20 protein-coding genes and 1 tRNA gene are annotated in these 17,181 nt (G+C 59.0%); 11 read left to right on the plus strand and 10 right to left on the minus strand.

The window, feature by feature from the left end; all coding sequences use genetic code 11:
• Positions 1-53: 53 nt before the first annotated feature.
• From SynBIOSE41_RS07130 to sds, 5 genes are read left to right on the plus strand one after another with little or no spacing between them, the layout of a single operon-like run.
• The gene (locus tag SynBIOSE41_RS07130) at positions 54-794 is read left to right on the plus strand and encodes a 2-phosphosulfolactate phosphatase family protein (RefSeq protein WP_186540189.1); all 741 of its coding nucleotides are present in this window, start codon (positions 54-56) and stop codon (positions 792-794) included.
• 52 nt (positions 795-846) lie between these two features.
• Positions 847-1,668, plus strand: a complete 822-nt coding sequence (locus SynBIOSE41_RS07135; RefSeq protein ID WP_186540190.1) for a carbon-nitrogen hydrolase family protein — start codon at positions 847-849, stop codon at positions 1,666-1,668.
• Positions 1,669-1,673: 5 nt separating this feature from the next.
• On the plus strand, positions 1,674-2,765 hold the full coding sequence (locus SynBIOSE41_RS07140) for an N-acetylmuramoyl-L-alanine amidase (RefSeq protein WP_186540921.1): 1,092 nt from the start codon (positions 1,674-1,676) through the stop codon (positions 2,763-2,765).
• Entirely contained in the window at positions 2,762-3,568 is an 807-nt protein-coding gene (gene murI / locus SynBIOSE41_RS07145; RefSeq protein ID WP_186540191.1) for a glutamate racemase, read from the plus strand. The genes SynBIOSE41_RS07140 and murI overlap by 4 nt, the downstream gene beginning before the upstream one ends.
• A gap of 22 nt (positions 3,569-3,590) precedes the next feature.
• Positions 3,591-4,562, plus strand: coding sequence for a solanesyl diphosphate synthase (gene sds, locus SynBIOSE41_RS07150; RefSeq protein WP_186540192.1), 972 nt, complete (start codon positions 3,591-3,593; stop codon positions 4,560-4,562).
• Here the strand turns inward: sds and SynBIOSE41_RS07155 are convergent.
• On the minus strand, positions 4,546-5,316 hold the full coding sequence (locus SynBIOSE41_RS07155; protein ID WP_255475992.1) for an HAD family phosphatase: 771 nt from the start codon (positions 5,314-5,316) through the stop codon (positions 4,546-4,548). The genes sds and SynBIOSE41_RS07155 overlap by 17 nt on opposite strands.
• 484 nt (positions 5,317-5,800) lie before the next feature.
• Positions 5,801-6,052, minus strand: coding sequence for a hypothetical protein (locus SynBIOSE41_RS07160; protein WP_186540193.1), 252 nt, complete (start codon positions 6,050-6,052; stop codon positions 5,801-5,803).
• Between the two features lie 396 nt (positions 6,053-6,448).
• Here SynBIOSE41_RS07160 and acs point away from each other — a divergent pair, with 396 nt between their 5' ends.
• On the plus strand, positions 6,449-8,422 hold the full coding sequence (gene acs / locus SynBIOSE41_RS07165; protein ID WP_186540194.1) for an acetate--CoA ligase: 1,974 nt from the start codon (positions 6,449-6,451) through the stop codon (positions 8,420-8,422).
• Positions 8,423-8,555: 133 nt separating this feature from the next.
• Entirely contained in the window at positions 8,556-8,990 is a 435-nt protein-coding gene (locus SynBIOSE41_RS07170; RefSeq protein WP_186540195.1) for a VOC family protein, read from the plus strand.
• Here the strand turns inward: SynBIOSE41_RS07170 and SynBIOSE41_RS07175 are convergent.
• Both SynBIOSE41_RS07175 and SynBIOSE41_RS07180 read right to left on the minus strand, forming a co-directional pair.
• Positions 8,939-9,685, minus strand: coding sequence for a DUF1350 family protein (locus tag SynBIOSE41_RS07175; RefSeq protein ID WP_066906534.1), 747 nt, complete (start codon positions 9,683-9,685; stop codon positions 8,939-8,941). The genes SynBIOSE41_RS07170 and SynBIOSE41_RS07175 overlap by 52 nt on opposite strands.
• On the minus strand, positions 9,682-10,143 hold the full coding sequence (locus tag SynBIOSE41_RS07180; protein ID WP_066906532.1) for a peroxiredoxin: 462 nt from the start codon (positions 10,141-10,143) through the stop codon (positions 9,682-9,684). Before SynBIOSE41_RS07180 ends, SynBIOSE41_RS07175 begins: the two co-directional genes overlap by 4 nt.
• 84 nt (positions 10,144-10,227) lie before the next feature.
• Between SynBIOSE41_RS07180 and SynBIOSE41_RS07185 the strand changes: the two genes are divergently transcribed.
• The 4 genes from SynBIOSE41_RS07185 (at position 10,228) to SynBIOSE41_RS07200 (ending at position 13,315) form a co-directional block, all read left to right on the plus strand.
• On the plus strand, positions 10,228-11,103 hold the full coding sequence (locus tag SynBIOSE41_RS07185; protein WP_186540196.1) for a 3'-5' exonuclease: 876 nt from the start codon (positions 10,228-10,230) through the stop codon (positions 11,101-11,103).
• A gap of 70 nt (positions 11,104-11,173) precedes the next feature.
• Positions 11,174-11,434: a hypothetical protein gene (locus SynBIOSE41_RS07190; RefSeq protein ID WP_186540197.1), complete on the plus strand. Its 261-nt coding sequence runs from the start codon at positions 11,174-11,176 to the stop codon at positions 11,432-11,434.
• 100 nt (positions 11,435-11,534) lie between these two features.
• Positions 11,535-12,515 carry a PstS family phosphate ABC transporter substrate-binding protein gene (locus SynBIOSE41_RS07195; RefSeq protein WP_186540198.1) on the plus strand — a complete coding sequence of 327 codons (981 nt, stop codon included), beginning with the start codon at positions 11,535-11,537 and terminating at the stop codon, positions 12,513-12,515.
• 221 nt (positions 12,516-12,736) lie between these two features.
• A complete protein-coding gene (locus tag SynBIOSE41_RS07200) occupies positions 12,737-13,315 on the plus strand; it encodes a Crp/Fnr family transcriptional regulator (protein WP_255476034.1) in 579 nt (192 codons plus the stop codon).
• 132 nt (positions 13,316-13,447) lie between these two features.
• Here SynBIOSE41_RS07200 and SynBIOSE41_RS07205 read toward each other — a convergent pair.
• The 6 genes from SynBIOSE41_RS07205 to SynBIOSE41_RS07230 all read right to left on the minus strand — a co-directional run bounded on the left by SynBIOSE41_RS07205 (position 13,448) and on the right by SynBIOSE41_RS07230 (position 17,005).
• Positions 13,448-13,521: transfer RNA gene (locus SynBIOSE41_RS07205), tRNA-Pro, on the minus strand.
• A gap of 17 nt (positions 13,522-13,538) precedes the next feature.
• On the minus strand, positions 13,539-13,886 hold the full coding sequence (locus SynBIOSE41_RS07210) for a hypothetical protein (protein WP_066906524.1): 348 nt from the start codon (positions 13,884-13,886) through the stop codon (positions 13,539-13,541).
• A 66-nt stretch (positions 13,887-13,952) separates the two neighbouring features.
• The gene (locus tag SynBIOSE41_RS07215) at positions 13,953-14,186 is read right to left on the minus strand and encodes a hypothetical protein (RefSeq protein WP_186541446.1); all 234 of its coding nucleotides are present in this window, start codon (positions 14,184-14,186) and stop codon (positions 13,953-13,955) included.
• Complete coding sequence (gene msrA / locus SynBIOSE41_RS07220) at positions 14,183-14,905, minus strand: peptide-methionine (S)-S-oxide reductase MsrA (protein ID WP_186540200.1); 723 nt, start codon at positions 14,903-14,905, stop codon at positions 14,183-14,185. The genes SynBIOSE41_RS07215 and msrA overlap by 4 nt, the downstream gene beginning before the upstream one ends.
• A gap of 24 nt (positions 14,906-14,929) precedes the next feature.
• Positions 14,930-15,181 carry a hypothetical protein gene (locus tag SynBIOSE41_RS07225; protein WP_066906518.1) on the minus strand — a complete coding sequence of 84 codons (252 nt, stop codon included), beginning with the start codon at positions 15,179-15,181 and terminating at the stop codon, positions 14,930-14,932.
• Positions 15,182-15,253: 72 nt separating this feature from the next.
• Positions 15,254-17,005 (minus strand): ABC transporter ATP-binding protein, encoded by a 1,752-nt coding sequence (locus SynBIOSE41_RS07230; protein ID WP_186540201.1) that lies wholly within the window; start codon positions 17,003-17,005, stop codon positions 15,254-15,256.
• Positions 17,006-17,181: the final 176 nt, after the last annotated feature.

Consider the following 17,181-nt stretch of genomic DNA (forward strand, 5'->3'; position numbering starts at 1 on the left):
CCTCAGCGAGGGTGATCTCGGTACTGTGACGCACGCTGACGGTGAGTGTGGCCATGCAGGTTTCCTATTTTCATGCGGCCGCGGATGTTCCCGACACGGTCGGTTCCGCTGATGGTCCTGACGCAGCGGTCGTGATCGATGTTTTGCGTGCCACGACCACGATTGCCTGGGCGCTGCACAACGGTGCCGAGGCGGTTCAGGCGTTCGCTGATCTCGATGCCTTGCGCGCTGAGGCGCAGCAATGGCCTGAATCTGCTCGACTGCTGTTGGGGGAGCGTGGTGGTTGCATGCTCGAGGGCTTTGACCTTGGCAATTCCCCTGTGGCGGTGACCCCTGAGCTGGTGCATGGCAAGCGATTGCTGATGAGCACCACCAACGGCACCCGTGCACTGCAGCGGGTTCGCGATGTCGCTTGTGTTGTCACGGCGGCTCTGCCCAACCGACGCGCTGTCGCAGAAAGGCTGCTGGCAGGGAAACACCAACGGATCCTCATTCTTGGCAGTGGTTGGGAAGGCAGCTATTCCCTGGAGGATTCGCTGGCTGCTGGCGCGATCGGAGAGCTGCTTGTGTCGGCAGGAGCTTCGGTAGCGAATGATGAACTTCATGCGGCACTGTCCCTCTGGAATCAGTGGAAGCATGACCCTGAGTCCTGCCTACGCACCGCTTCGCATGGTCAGAGGCTGATCGGGATCGGCAACCACGATGCTGATTTCAGTTGTTGCGCGGCACTGGATCAGATTCAGGTCGTTCCGACCCAGGTCGAACCCGGTGTTTTACGAGCCGTTCCTGTCTGAAGCGCGGAGCTCTCGTCAGCCATACCATTTCATCGACTGAACCCTGACCTCTGTGCGTGATTTCCTGGCGGCGGCCGTGCAACTCACCAGCGGTTCCGATCCGCAGAGCAATTTCACTGCTGCCGAGGAACAGATCGACCTTGCTGCACGCAGGGGAGCCGAGTTGATCGGCCTTCCTGAGAACTTTGCCTTTCTCGGGGAGGATTCAAGGCGTCTGGAACTGGCGTCCGACCTTGCTGAACAGGCCTCCAGTTTCCTGGTCACCATGGCGCGTCGCTATCAGGTGGTGATCATGGGCGGCGGTTTCCCTGTCCCCGTCGGTGACGGTGAACACAGCTATCAACGCGCTCAGCTGGTGGGTCGAGATGGTCAGATCCTTGCCAGTTACGACAAACTCCATCTGTTCGATGTCGACCTGGCAGACGGCAGTTCCTATCGAGAGTCAGCCTCTTTCAGCCCTGGGATGACGTCTCCGCCCGTTGTGGATGTGCCTGGACTCTGTCGGGTAGGGCTGTCCATCTGCTACGACGTGCGCTTCCCTGAGCTCTACCGAGATCTGATCGGAGCAGGAGCTGAGTTGTTGATGATTCCCGCCGCTTTCACCGCCTTCACGGGTAAGGACCACTGGCAGGTGCTGCTTCAGGCGCGTGCGATCGAAAACACCTCCTACGTGCTTGCCCCTGCACAGACTGGTGTCTACGCAGGACGACGTCAGAACCATGGGCATTCCATGGTGATTGACCCATGGGGAACCGTGCTGGCCGATGCCGGGGTCAGCCCTGGTGCCGCCGTCGCTCCGATTGACCTGGATCATCTCGAGCGCATCCGCAGGCAGATGCCTTGCCTCAAGCACCGCAGAACCGCACTGTTCTGAAGCTGATGCCTCGGCCACCTCGTCGTTTCAGTGCCCTGCTGGTTGCCCTCGCCCTGCAGAGCGCAGGTTTGCTGATGGCGTTGCCCGCTCGGGCCGCCAGTGCCCTTGCTGCCTGGTCTCTGGGTAGTGATGGGGTTCTTCAATTGCGCACGGCCACAGGTGCGCGCCTCGATGCCTTCTTTGAAGCCGGGGAAGCCGGTCGTGGGCCAAGGGTCTGGATCGACTTCCCCGGTGAGCTGAGCCGCGCCCGCAAACTTCGAGGCTCCGGTCCCGTCCGCGAGGTTCGACTGGGAAAGCCCAACCCTGGTGCCACGCGTCTGGTCATCGAGTTCAATCCAGGCGTTGAACTCGACCCTGGTCAGTTGCGACTGATCGGTACCTCGCCGGATCGCTGGAAGTTGATGTTCGAGGGGCTGGCCACCAGAGGCCTCCGCACCATCGGGGAAGGCGATCTCAATCGGGCAAGTTCCGGCCGCTGGGGTGGCGTTCGCATCAAGCCCACGCGGACGCCTGTCAATGCAGCAGGGCTCCCGACTGTTCCTCGCGGCCGTTACAGAGTTGTGATCGATCCAGGTCATGGTGGGCCTGACCCCGGCGCGGTGGGGATTAGAGGGATTCGCGAGTCGGAAATCGTTCTCGATATCTCTCTTCAGGTGGCTCGCTTGCTTGAGGCCAAGGGTGTTCAGGTCACCCTGACCCGTACTGCAGAAGTGGATGTTGATCTGCCGCCGAGGGTCTCACTTGCCAACCGACTTGGTGCAACAGCGTTTGTGAGCATCCATGCCAATGCAATCAGCATGTCCCGTCCGGAAGTGAACGGCATTGAAACCTTTTATTTCTCCGATCCCCGCTCCGCACGGCTGGCCGCTCACATTCAGCAGCAGGTGCTGAATGTGTCTCCCGGAAGTCCCAATCGCGGCGTCCGTCGCGGACGCTTCTTCGTGATTCGCCGCACCACCATGCCTTCGGTATTGGTGGAAACAGGGTTTGTCACGGGCAGTCTCGATTCCCCAAGGCTGGCCACCGCATCACATCGCCGTCGGCTCTCTCTGGCCATTGCCACCGGCATCCTTGAGTATCTCCAGGGGGTGCGATGACCATCCGCCTCGGCATGTTTGACAGTGGCCTGGGGGGACTCACGGTTCTGCGTCGGGTTCTGGAACGCCACGGATCCCTTCAGGTGATCTATCTCGGCGATACGGCCAGGGTTCCCTATGGCAGTCGTTCAGCGGCTGAAATCCGCACCATTGCCTCAGAAGTGGTGAGTTGGCTGAGCCAGCATCAGATTTCAACTGTGGTGATGGCCTGCAATACCACCAATGCCCTGGCCAGGGACGTCGCCGAAGGTCAAGCAGGTGTGCCTGTGGTCGGCCTCATCGGTGCAGCTGCGGCGATGGTTCGGGAAACCCGGGTCGGGGTGCTGGCAACACCCGCAACCGTCGCATCGGGGGCCTATCGCGAAAGCATCGAGGCTTTGCATCCTGGGACGCTGGTGGTGCAGCAGGCCTGTCCTGAGTTCGTTCCCTTGATTGAAACGGGAGATCTGCGTTCCGACTCCCTGCGCGATGCCGCAACCCGCTATCTGCAACCCCTGATGGAGGCTTCAGTGGAGTCGGTGGTGCTCGGCTGTACTCACTATCCCTTGCTGGTGCCGCTGCTCAACAACCTGTTGCCGCAATCCATTCGGCTGATTGATCCGGCCATGGCTATGGCCAGTCAGCTCGATGCCTTGCTGGGAAAGCCAGTGCCTGGAGGCCTGGATCAGCCCCTAGCCATGGGGGCAACCCGTATTTGTGTGACGGCTGACGCCGAGGGATTTGCTGACCGCGCCACGCCCTGGCTGGGGCAACGGCCACGGGTTGAGCTGGTGCAACTGCAGAGACAGGTCGGAGCCTTCTAGGATCTGCGCACTGAGAGGATTCATGACCACCGTCACCGATTTGCTGGAGCCAGTTGAGGCGGATCTGGAGATTCTGCTCAGCGATCTCCGCAATCTGATCGGAGCAGGTCATCCAATTCTTCAGGCCGCTGCAGAGCATCTGTTCAGTGCTGGTGGCAAGCGCCTGCGGCCTGGCATTGTCTTGTTGATCTCAAGAGCTCTTGACAGTGCTGGCGGTCTCACCTCCCGTCACCGCCGGTTGGCTGAGATCACCGAGATGATCCATACCGCTTCACTGGTTCACGACGATGTCGTGGATGAAGCGGCAACCCGGCGTGGCGTTGAAACCGTTCACAGTCGATTCAATCACCGTGTGGCTGTTCTGGCAGGTGATTTCCTGTTTGCTCAGGCCAGTTGGCATCTTGCCAACCTCGACAACCTCGATGTGGTGAAACTGCTCAGCCGCGTGATCATGGATCTCGCTGACGGTGAGGTGAAGCAGGGTCTGTACCGATACGACACAGGGCAAACCTTCGAGACCTACCTGGAAAAGAGTTACTGCAAGACGGCTTCTCTGGTTGCCAATAGTGCCCGTGCAGCAGGGGTTCTCAGCGGCTGCACCGAACCTCAGCTGGAATCTCTCTACCGCTACGGACGTCAGCTGGGTCTGGCCTTCCAGGTGGTGGACGACATTCTTGATTTCACGGCCAGTGATCAGCAGCTTGGTAAGCCTGCCGCCAGCGATCTGTCCAGTGGATATCTCACCGCACCTGCTTTGTATGCCCTGGAAAGGAATCCAGCCATGGGTGTTCTGATCGAACGCGAATTCAGCAACGAGGGAGATCTCGATGAGGCGCTGGGCATGGTGCGTCAGTCGGATGCGATTGCCCGTACCCGTCAACTAGCTGAGACCTTTGCCCAGGAGTCACGCGAAGCTCTCACCTGGCTTCCCGATTCTCCCTATCGCACAGCCTTGTTGGAACTCCCCGATTTCGTGCTCAGTCGTCTTTACTGACCAACGCTTCAAGCCAACTCTGGGCTTCGCTGAGCTGGTTGATCGCAAACAGTCGCTCATCATGCATCAAAGCTTGCGCTTCAGAAGCCGGCTGATGAACATCTTCTGTCTTTCTGATCAGGCGCCAAACCAGGCAACCAGCAGCCAATGCTGATTCGCATCCCGCCTTGGAATCTTCAAAGGCCCAGCAGTCTTGAGGTCTGACCTTCAGTCGTTCCGCTCCCATCAGGAAAGGATGCGGAGCTGGTTTGCCGGCTCTCAGCCCTGGTTCATCGCCGCAGATCATCAGCTGCAGGCGATTCACCCAGGGGTGATTTCCAATCTTGCGTTGTACTGATTCCCGGTCACTGCTGGTCACAAGAGCCATCGGAATGCCAAGGCGGCCGGCTGTTCGCACCAGCGATTCCGCACCCTCCATCGCTTTGGCTTCAGGCAGAAGCTGTTCTGCGATCGGCTGCCTGACGGCAAGCAGTTGTTCCGGTGTGATCGACGGATCGATCCAGGTGCAAACGAGCCTGGCATTCTCGAGCCGCCGGCGCCCTTGCAGTTTGATCAGCTGATCCGTTGCAAGATCTGTTCCGAACTGTTGTGCTGCCTGTTGCCAGGCGCGCGCATGAAGGGGCTCGGTGTCCAGCAACAGGCCGTCCAGATCGAACAGGCAGGCCTTGGGTTGGGTGGTGAGCTGATGACTCAGCGGAAACGGGTCTGATGTGGGCATCCAGTCCAGACAGGCTGCTGCTTGAACCTCAACCATTCTGATCGGGGCTTGGGTTGATTGCCCACTGACCAAGGACCTCGATCAAGGGGATGAGGGCGTTCGGGGGTTAGCAGCAGTGAGATCCAAGCTTCTTCCGACCTGCCTATGCATGACATTGATCCTTTGATTTCCTGATTCAAAGGCCCCCTCCCTGATCCGAAGTGTCCCCATCGGCCTTCTGACAAAGTCTGTCTGTTGCAATGATCCGTCTGTTCAACACACCAGAGCCTGCACATCCACAAGAAAAAACTGTTGATCAGCAAGACATCAAGAATCGAGAACGTGCCGCGGAATCAAGCAGTCCACCAATCAACCGTCATTTCCTGAGCAGCACGGCCTGGTCAAGGTGTTCCTGTCAAAGTCGTTTCAGTGCGTCCTTTGTTTCCACTGGGCTGAGATCGGTTTGTTGCTTGCCTTGCTGAATGCCCGCCAGGACCACGGCCACCAGCAACTGTTCAGGCCTGCAGGATTTTCAGCATCATCAATCAGGTGGGCATCGCTTCCAGGTGCCGGTTGGTGAATGTCCTATGTCTTTCGCAGCCAGGCAGAGGTTTAACCAGTGCACATCAAGAATCAACTTTCGCTTTCTGCGTGCTGCCAGCATGGAAAGTTCTCTACGTCGATAAAAATCGATGTCACCAAGTTCTTCCATCAGAATTTGTGTCTCTCTGTCATAGAAGTCGATGGCTTCAGTCGCAGGCACGTTGTCAATGAAGTCAGAAAAGGTTGTCATTGCGGTGCCCGGATGGGACTTTTTCGGTCTATGCCCGTGCGTTGCCGCTTGGAAGACAGGGTCACCGCCCTGAAAGGTTCGGTTTCATGCCCCTGACCGTGCAAATGGCCTCAGTACACCGCTCAGGTTCGCGCTGACGACTGCTTGTCTTTGAGTCGGAGCAGCCGCAGCCAGGCCTACCTGTCCACCATTCCACCGCTTAAAGATCTGCTGAGTGTGGGGCAGGGCTAAAGCTGATCCCCACTGCCTGTGGCGGATCTTGCCCGGATTGTTACGGACTTTCCAGCTGTCATCACAGGAGATCGCAATCTGCCTGCGAAACGGTTTGATCCAAGGTTCTGTCTGAATGTGCTTTGGCAACTATCTTTTGCCCTAGGCATAACAGGGAAACTCCAGATGACGAGCGAGAAATCAACCATCGAGAGCGTGCTTGATGAGCAGCGCATTTTCGAGCCGTCTCCCGATTTCTCCCGTTCTGCACGCATCGGCGGTCTGGAAACTTACAGGGCGATGGCTAATGCAGCGCGTCAGGATCCCGAAGCGTTCTGGGGAGATGCAGCACGCAAGCAACTCTTCTGGTTCACGCCTTTCGACACTGTCCTGGATTGGTCGGAGGCACCTTTTGCCCGCTGGTTTGAAGGTGGTACCACCAACATCTCCCACAACTGCCTGGATCGCCATCTTCAGAGTGAGAAGGCCAACAAAACGGCACTGATCTGGGAGGGAGAGCCCGGTGACGTGCGACGGTTCACCTACCGAGAACTGCATGCCGAGGTCTGCAAAGCCGCCAATGCCCTCAAAGCGATGGGCATCGGTAAGGGTGACCTCGTTGCTCTGTATATGCCGATGGTGCCTGAGGCGGCGATCGCCATGCTCGCCTGCGCTCGCATCGGTGCGCCCCATTCCGTCGTGTTCGGTGGTTTTTCAGCTGAAGCACTTCGCGATCGTCTGATCGACGGTGAAGCCAAAGCGGTGATCACGGCCGATGGAGGCTTCCGCAAGGACAAACCTGTATCGCTGAAGCCTGCTGTTGATGCGGCTCTTGCCGATGGCAGCTGTCCAACCGTGCAGTCCGTTCTGGTGGTGCAGCGCACCAAGCAGTCGGTTGAGATGACGGAAGGGCGTGATCAGTGGTGGCATGAACTGGTCGAGGCGCAGAGCGCCGATTGCCCCGCGGAACCGATGGCCAGTGAAGACCGTCTTTTCGTCTTGTACACCTCAGGCTCCACGGGTAAGCCCAAGGGTGTTGTGCACAGCACGGCGGGATACAACCTCTGGGCTCACCTCACATTCCAATGGATCTTCGACATTCGCGACGATGATGTCTACTGGTGCACAGCGGATGTGGGCTGGATCACCGGTCACAGTTACATCGTTTACGGCCCGCTTTCCAACGGTGCCACCACGGTGATGTATGAGGGAGCGCCGCGTCCCTCCAAGCCCGGGGCGTTCTGGGAGTTGATTCAAAAACATGGCATCACGATCTTCTACACCGCTCCCACGGCAATCCGCGCGTTCATGAAAAACGGGCGTGAGGTGCCTGATCAGTACGACATGAGCAGCCTGCGTCTGCTGGGAACTGTGGGAGAACCGATCAATCCCGAGGCCTGGATGTGGTACAGGGATGTGATCGGCTCCGGTCGTTGCCCGATCATCGATACCTGGTGGCAGACCGAAACCGGTGGCGTGATGATCAGTCCTCTCCCGGGTGCGACCCCCACGAAGCCCGGTTCAGCCACACTGCCGTTGCCGGGTATTGAAGCCGACGTGGTCGATGCGGACGGCAACTCGGTTGGAGCCGATGAAGGTGGTTACCTGGTGGTGCGACGTCCCTGGCCCGGGATGATGCGCACGGTGCACGGCAATCCTCAGCGTTTCCGTGAGAGCTACTGGGAGCACATCCGTCCGGCTGACGGCAGTCACATCTATTTCGCCGGCGATGGCGCCCGTCGTGATGCGGATGGCTACTTCTGGGTGATGGGGCGGGTGGATGACGTGATCAACGTCTCCGGTCACCGCCTCGGCACCATGGAGATCGAATCTGCTCTGGTCAGTCATCCCTCTGTGGCTGAGGCAGCTGTTGTCGGTCGTCCAGATGATCTCAAGGGTGAGGGCATTGTTGCCTTCGTCACCCTTGAGGCGGGACGTGAACCGGAGGATGCCCTGATCACAGAACTGCGGGCCCATGTCGGCAAGGAGATCGGCCCGATTGCGAGGCCCGATGAGATCCGCTGCAGCGATGCCCTGCCCAAGACCCGCAGCGGCAAGATCATGCGCCGGATCCTTCGTGCCCTCGCTGCTGGTCAGGAAGTCACAGGAGACACCAGCACGCTTGAGGATCGCTCAGTGCTGGACAAGCTGCGCGCCTGATTCCGCCATTTAGGTGCGGGGCGTGGCGATCGATCGACGGTGGACGTTGCTGATAGGCCTGAAAACTCTCCTGTCGTTCACCAGTCCCTCACCAGGTCGCAGCACATGATGAATTCAGACGTGTTCAACAGTGATGAAACGCAAGCCCAACGTCAGCTACCGCTACCACCACATGGGCGTTCCCACGTCTGAGCAACGCCCTGATGAGCACTACAGCTCCACATTTCGGATGTACACATCCGGTGGCGAGGATCCCGGAGGATTCCGGATTCAGTTTCATCGTTTTGAATCCGGGAGCTGCCTGCACCCACTGATTCAGTCCACCCCACATGTGGCATTTCAGGTGGATGATCTGGAGGCCGCAGTGGCTGATGAGCGGTTGCTTCTCGGGCCCTATGAACCGTTCAGCAGCTTCAGGGTGGCCATCATCGAAGAGGAAGGTGTCCCGATTGAGCTGATCGAAACGGAGCTCACTGAAGATGAGATATGGGGAGAACCCAAGGCCAGTTCAGTGATCTACCCGGAGGAGACCGTGCCGCTCAGCGCCCAGGAGGTGATCAGGTCCTGAAGCCGGTTCACCTGCTGCTGCCGGTCGCTGCCTTCCGCCCAGTCGCCCAGGAACTGTCTGCGCAGGCCGGCACTGGCGGGTGTGAGGTGATCTCCAGGCAACCTGAGAAGCTCGCTGCGGTCTCCCTGGCGACACTGCAGAGCGGTGATCAGGTCGAGGCTCTGGTCGATCTGATCCCTGTTAAATCGCACCACCTGATTACGGGGTTGCAGGTACTGACGCTTGATCAGTCTCAGGGTTTCCTTGGGGCTCGGACTGAATTCGGTGTTCACCCCCAGGCTTGGAGCAACCACGCCGAGCAGGGGAATCGACTGATCTGCGGTGAAGTTGTTGAAGCTGAGCGCCACAAGGCCGCTGCAGTTACGCCCTCCATCGGGAGCAAGCAGATGCAGTTTGCAACCCAGGCTGTGACCGAGACGCAGAGGTGGTGAAAGCTGTCCCAGGCGGTCTTGCATTCGGGTCCGACAGGCGCGCATGGCACTCCAGGCCTCACGTGCCTGGAGTTGGTGGTCGAAACCAGGCACATAGCTCCAGGCATGCACAGCAACTCCGCGGGCAGCAAGTCCTTCGAGCAGGCGTCGGTAGCTGATCTGAGGGGTGGCTGCCAGATAACTGCCACCCACAAATTCCACCAGACCCCTTGGCTGGCGCGGATACAGGGTCCAGCAGTCACGGAATCGAACCCAGCTGCTCATTGGCTGGGTTGCAGCGAACGAAGCACCTGCATCGCCTCGCGCACATGGGCGGGGCCATCGAGCAGGTTGTTGAACACGTGCCGGATCACACCCTGGCCGTCAATCACGTAGGTGACGCGCGACGGCAGCAAACCGAAAGTCTTGGGGACGCCGAAGGCTCTGCGCAGACGTTGATCACTGTCACTCAGAAGCGGAAACGGAAGCTGATGACGTTCGGCGAAGCGGCGATGGCTGACCAGATCGTCACCGCTGACACCCCAGACCTGAGCACCGAGCTGTTGAAGTTCCTGATGGGAATCACGGAAACCGCAGGCTTCTGCGGTGCAACCTGGGGTTTCGTCCTTGGGATAGAAGAACAGCACCAGGGGTGTGCCGTTGCGCTCACCGATCGCGCAGCTGTTGCCTTCGTGGTCCTCCAGGTTGATGGACGGAACGCTGTCACCCACGGTGAGGGCCATGACGAGGGATCGAATTAGTGGCGAAACCTTAGGAAGCGCGAGTGGAGGACGGAGAATGGTTCGATCCAGGAGGGAGGCAAGCGCATGGAGAACCCATCGGTACCGGGTCAGCTCGATCTGCTGTCGTTGAGCGGCGGCCAACCGGCACCGGCTTCGCCACCGCAATCATCACCTCAGTCTTTGCCGCAATCACCGCCGCAATTGCTGGAGCGGCCTTTGACCAGTCCGTCGCCGCAGTCAGGAGCTGAACGTCACCCTGCAGCACGCACCCTGTTGATTGTTGACACCGAGACCACTGGGCTGGATCCGCAGCTGGATCACTGCCTGGAAGTCGGTGTGATTCTCTTTGACGTGCCAAGCCGTCAGCTGCTGGCTCAACAATCATTTCTGTTACCGGTGGAGTCCAATGCCGCGGAAGCGATCAATCGCATTCCCGCCTCCGCCACCAACCTGCCCCAGCCCTGGCGTCCTGCCCTCGGCTATCTCCAGTCGTTGCTGGATGCCGCCGATCTGCTCGTGGCGCACAACGCCGCCTTTGATCGTCAGTGGTTCGGCCGAGGTCACCTGCCGGCGACGGACAAGCGCTGGCTCTGCAGCATGGAGGACATGCGCTGGCCACCGGACCGCCAGCTCAGGTCCAGGCCTTCGGTGCGTGATCTGGCCCTGGCCTATGAAATCCCTGTCTGGGCTGCCCATCGTGCTCTGACCGATTGCATCTACCTGGCTGAGGTCTTCCGGCGATGTGAAGACCTTGAACAGTTGATCGAGCATGGCCTGGAGCCGCGTCAGCTGATGCGTGCCCAGGTGTCTTACGACAACCGTCATCTCGCCCGGGATGCCGGTTTCCGCTGGAACGAGCCGGTGAAAGGAGCCTGGGCCAGGCGCCTGTCGGCGAGGGAGGCCTCCAATCTCGACTTTACCGTTGTGCCTGTTGACCCTCCTTTGCCCCTGGCGTCCTGATTTGCTTCATCAGTCCGAAACCTCGCGGAGGGTTTGACCGTGCTGGAGATCTGGCAGCCAGGCTGATGTCATGGAACTTCCCAGGCATCCGCCTTCCGTTCGTTCTCGCCTGCAGCGTTGGCAGCAGGTACGGACTTGGGCGCGCCTGATTCGCGAGGCGGAATGCCTCTGGCATGTGGATGTGCGCGAACTCAAGCGACTCGGTGCACTGGAGCTCTCGCATTTGCTGGAGGAGGTCCCGTCCTGTCAGCGGTCGCGGGTGAATCGATGGCTGACGCGTTACTCGGCTTCGACGCGATTGCCTTCAGGGGCGTCCACCCATAAGCCTTGATTCACTGTTCAAACGCACTTAAGCGCTCACGAACATCGCTGATGAACGCTGCCTGGACCTGCTCTCCGCTAGGGGTAGGTCGGTTTCTTCCAGGCCACCCATGAGCTTTGCCAGGCAGGCTTTCATCCTGTTTTCCCTGCTCGCTGTGGCATCCGGTGTCTCCGCCTCCTCGGATTCTTCTCTGACCGCAGTTGGTGCCGCACTCCCCGCCAGGCTTTATCGAAACTGGTTTGCCCAGATCACCAGTTCAGGCGGTCCTGAGGTCAGTTTTCGACCCGTCAGCTCAGCCGAGGCTCAATGGGCCCTGATCAGGCAGACCGTTGATTTCGCAGTGTCCGATGCTCCGATACAGCCCAGGGACCTGGCCAAGGTGAGGCGTGGTGTGGTTCAGATTCCCATCGCTGGAGAAGCCATCACGTTTGGATACAACCAGCCAGGTTGCGACCTGAAGCTGACCCAACAGCAGGCCGTACAGGTGGCCAGTGGCAGGATCACCGACTGGAAACAGCTCGGCTGCAAGCCGGGTGCTCTGACCTGGGTGCATCGATCGGATGCCTCTGGCACCACCGAGGCCTTCACTCTCACAATGCAGGCGTTTTCCTCTCAATGGTCGCTGGGGACAGGTCAATCGATTCGCTGGCCAGCAGCCAATGCGATCGCCGCAGAAGGAAACTCCGGTGTTGCCGCTGCCATTGAAAACAGGCGAGGTGCCATCGGCTATCTCGGTCTGTCCCATCTCAGCGGCAGTCTGAGGTCCGCTGCAGTGCAGAACAAAGCTGGAGAATTCCTGCGACCCAGCGTGGTCTCCAGCGCTCAGACCCTCAAGGGCATCGAACTGGATTTCAATCTCGCCGGCAGCAACCCCAACCCTTCGGTCCAGGGTGCCTATCCGATCGTCACGCTGATCTGGGGTCTGGCCTACAGGTCTGGAAACGGCGACAACACGCAGGCGGTCAGAGCGGCTCTTGACTTCATGCTGAGCAGCCAGGCCCAGGGCCGGGTTGCCGAGCTCGGTTTGATTCCCCTTGAGACTGAAATACTCAGCAAGTCGCGGCCAGTGATTGAACGGATTAGTCAGTAATCGCAGCCTTTCTGATCGATCATTGCCAGCTTTGACACCCGTCGATTGGTCATTTTTGCCCTGATCTTTCGATACTTTTGAATACTCCTTATTGATTCGATTGCGGGCTCTTCGTCTGGGTGTGTGATGTTGCGCTCCATACACTCGTCGGTAGGGAATCGTCAGTCGGTGCTGTCGAATCTCCTTCAGAATCAAAAACACAAAAAGCAAGGCACTGCCTTCTGGACTTCAGTTTTCAAAATCGAAATCGCTTGCACCTCGCCGCGGGAAACGTGGTGCCACTTCACAAAAACAGGTTGTGGCTTGTTGTTAGTGGCATGGTGAAGCTCGGGGCGGTTTCTGTGCATGGAGATGAGCTACTGCTGGGCCTGGCAGGTCCCAACGAGACCTTCGGCGAACCATTGAGCACGGTCCAGGCCTATGAGGCCGTCACCCTCGCCGACTCGGATCTTCTTTGCATGACGATGGGCGAGGTGCGTGAGTCACAGGATCTTGCCAACGATCTGCTGGGAGCGGTCGTGCTTCGTCATCGCCAGTCGGAGTACCTGCTCTCTCTACTTGGGCTACGTCGAGTTGAGGAGCGCGTTAGAGGTTTTCTGGAGCTGCTTGCTCAGGATTATGGCCAGCCCTGTGAGCAGGGATTGCGCCTCAATCTGCGCCTGACTCATCAGGAGATGGCAAGTGCCCTGAGTACCACCCGTGTAACCGTGACCAGGGTCATCGGTCTGCTCAGAGATGAGGGTTGGCTCAAAATCGACGGTCAGCGTCATCTCGTGATCACCCATTCGCCCTGCAAATAAACTGGTGCAGAGCGAGTGATTTTTAGACTCTTCATTCGGGGTTGTTGTTGTTTGCTTTGAGCGGATTACAGAGCATTCAATAAAAAAAGGCTCCTCGTTTGAGGAGCCTTTGTTTTGGATTGGACTTTGACATCGGAGCGGCGGGATTTGAACCCACGACCCCTACTACCCCAAAGTAGTGCGCTACCAAGCTGCGCCACGCCCCGACGGCAGATGCAAGCTATCACAAGGCATTCCCGCTCTTCGTGTGTCGCTTGATGCGTGTCAGCAGCCTTGTGGTGAGCTTGTCACGGCTGTCGCTTGAATACCCCCAGATTCGCAGTTGTCTGCCCAGCTGACGCAGCGATGACAGATTCATCGAGGCCAGCTGCAGCTCCGGCAGCGTTCTCCAGGCTCTGGAGGCGATCGGCAGGGTGGAACGTCGTTTGTTGTCTCCAAGACTCAAGGTTCCATCAGCGATCCACTCCGGAATCAGCACCACCAGCACTGCGATCAAGCCATAGAGCTCCACCAGGCCGCTCGGCAGTGGATGCAGACGTCGAGGTGGCTTTTGCTCAGGAATGGTGGGCACGCCGTGCAAGGTGTTCCAGTCGCTCCCAACCTTGCCAGGTCGGTTTAACCAGATGGGAGGGAGTGGTCAGATCGGCATGGTTCCCTTCGCCAAAGTTCCCCTCGCCAGAGTTGCCCTCGACAGAGTTGCACTCGACGGGGGCGAGATGACCTGGGCAGGAGGGGCAGGGGATGGATCGCGCCAGAGAAAAGGACGCTCTTGATCCGACCGGGGTTTCAGGGAGAAGGCCACGGCGAAGACCAGGACCACCGTCAGTGCAATGACGGCGATCACCACCCTGTCGGGAAGGGAGTCGTTCATGTCTGCAGCTGGATCGGACTGTTGTCACCTCGCAGGACGCAGTGACTGATGCTCCAGTCGTAATGGCTCCAGACCTGACTGGGCAAGCGGTAGTCGGCTGCTTCAAAGGCGCCGAGGTTGATCCCTGTGGGCATGGCGGAGCAGTAAGGCCTGCTGCCGGGACGTGCAAGATATTGCTGGTGGTAATTCTCGGCGAAATGGAAGGTGCGGTCAGCTGCGATTTCGGTCGTGATGCTGTCCCGTTCGGCCTGGGTGAGGGCCTGTTGATACCAGTCACGACTGGTCAGGGCCAGTTGCATCTGCCTGGGGGTGGTGGTGTAGATCGCTGATCGGTACTGGCTGCCCTGGTCATTGCCCTGACGGTCTCCCTGTGTGGGGTCATGACATTCCCAGAACAGCTTGAGCAGATCGCTGACGTCGATGGCTGGGGTGCTGTAGACCACGCGGACCACTTCGGTGTGTCCAGTCCGTCCACTGCAGACCTGCTCATAGCTGGGAGCTGGAGTCTGGCCGCCGGCATAGCCAACTGCCGTGGACACAACACCCGGTAGACGCCAGAAACCTTTTTCAGCGCCCCAGAAGCATCCGCAGCCGAAAACAATTTCCTCCTGGTCCTCCATCAGCGGTGCCTTGAGTGGCGTTCCGAGAACAACGTGACGCTCGTCGCTGTTGCCGTCTGATTGTCCCTGCTGAGAACCCGTGAGCCAGTTGGGCAGCATCACATTCTTGTCTGTTCGGCAACCTTAGGCAGATGTCATCGGATCCAGGCGGATGTGATTGAGCAGTGTGGTGACGAAGGCGAACAGCAGAAACGGAACGCTGAGTACAAGAATTAAACCGACTCCCACCAGGGCAAACACCGGTCTTGAAGACCCCATGAGAGCCAGTCCTGCGGCAAGGCTCACAAAGATCACGGCCATCCAAGCCAAAATCTGTCCGTAGATATCCCCGAACGTCAGGGTGCAGCGGACCGAGAAAGGGGTACCTGACGTCATGGTTCGGCAGCAGAGACTCCAGCTAAGCCGAGGCTGGAGGGTTTGTCGCCCGTAAGTTGCACAACCTTTGCGTCAGGCCACCGTTTCCAGCCGTTCAGCCGCCTGTTCCCGTTCCCACAGACTCCGGTAGAGGCCCTTTTCCCTGATCAGATCGGAATGGTGCCCCTGTTGCACCAATCGCCCCTGATCCAGCACCAGGATCCTGTCGCATGCCGCGGCTGCCGACAGTTGATGGCTGATCATCACAATCGTGCGCTGCGTCTGGCGTCGCACCGAGGCGAGAATTTCGGCTGCTGTGTTGTTGTCAACGCTTGCCAGCGCGTCGTCCAGGACCAGAACAGGAGCTTTGAGCAGCAAAGCCCTGCCCAGGGCGGTGCGCTGCCTCTGGCCTCCACTGAGGGTGATCCCGCGTTCGCCGACAAGGGTGTTCATGCCATCGGGAAATCCGCGCACATCTCCCAGTAAGCGGGCCTGTTCAGCCGCTGCCTCAACCCGTTGCATGTCGGCTTCGGGTTCGCCGTAGCGAAGGTTGTCCGCCAGGCTGCTTGTGAACAGGTAACCCTCCTGGGGGACGAGGGCGATCTGTTCACGCAGGTCGTCCAGGCGCAAGTTGGTGATGTCATGTCCATCAAGGAACAGCTGATGGGCTGGCACCTCCACCATGCGGCCCAGAGCACGTGCCAGCGTGGTCTTGCCACAGCCAACTGGACCGACGACGGCCACCAGTTCTCCAGAGCGAATCTGGAAACTGAGGCCGTTAAGGGTGTCGCAATCGGATCCGTCGTAGCGGATGTGCAGATTGCGAGCTTGCAGTTCTCCGCGCACGGGAAGTTTCAGATGCTCCGGTTCGTGCGGATCACTGATCAGCGGTCGGCGCGACAACAGTTCCTCGACTCGCTCCAGGCTCACCTGTCCGGTTTGGAAGGTGTTCAGCGTGAAACCAAGCAGAGCGGTGGGAAACACGAGTTGCCCCACGTAAAAGATCAGGGCGACCAGGCCGCCGATCGACAGGGTTCCTTGCTGGAGCTGGCCGCTTCCGAGTGCAAGCAGCAGCAACAGGGAGATGGATGAGATTCCCTCCAGCAGGGGGAAAAGGGTGCTGCGCGTGCGTGCCAGCTGAATGGCCGTATCGCGATATCCGCGGTTGCGGGAACTGAATGCATTCAGCTCCTGCTGTTCCTGGCTGTAGATCTTGATGGCTGCGATGCCTGAAAGGTCTTCCTGGATCAGTTCACTGAGACCTGCCAGTTCTTCCTGCTGGCGCCGCTGTTCTCGCATCATGCGGCCTCCGAACAGGCGAACGGCGCCGAGCATCACTGGATAAGGGGAGATTGCAGCAACGGTGAGAACGGGATCAATCGCCAGCATGGCCGGCAGCGTGAAGGTGTAGGCCAGAACGGTGTTCGTCAGACTCAGCACGGCAAAACCCAGCAGGCGCCTGACGTTCTCGACATCGCTTGTGGCACGGCTGATCACTTCACCGCTGCCCGTTTGCTGGACCCAACCGGGCTCCTGCTGGAGCATTTGATCAAACAGCTTCTGACGAAGCTCAACTTCCACCTGGCGCCCGACTCCGAAGACCAGCTGGCGCGAAATGAGCCTCGCCACCCCCATGCTCGTGGCGAGCAGCACAATCCAGCCCGCCTGTGCCAGTACATCCGAAAAGGCGAAACCCTCCTGCAGGTCATCAATCACCCGTCGGATCTCGAGGGGGATGGTGACGCTGAGAATGTTCACGACGACCAGAGCGATCGCACCCATCAGCACCGTGCGTCGATGGGGTTTCAGGTAGCGGCCGATCAGATCGAGGCGGAAAGGGGCCATCGCGAACCCTGCACAATGAACAACCTAGGCATTGAGCTGATCCTCAGGAGAGCACCCAGACCCTGGAACGGTTGAGATTGGCGTCGAACTGGCCATCGCATCTTTTTTAAGGGATAGTGTTGATGTCCCCATCACCCGGCCCGGAGTGCATCTGCACCCGGGCTTTTTTCTGTCCG

The organism is Synechococcus sp. BIOS-E4-1, assembly GCF_014279995.1.
In the GTDB taxonomy this organism is placed as follows: Bacteria; Cyanobacteriota; Cyanobacteriia; order PCC-6307; family Cyanobiaceae; genus Synechococcus_C.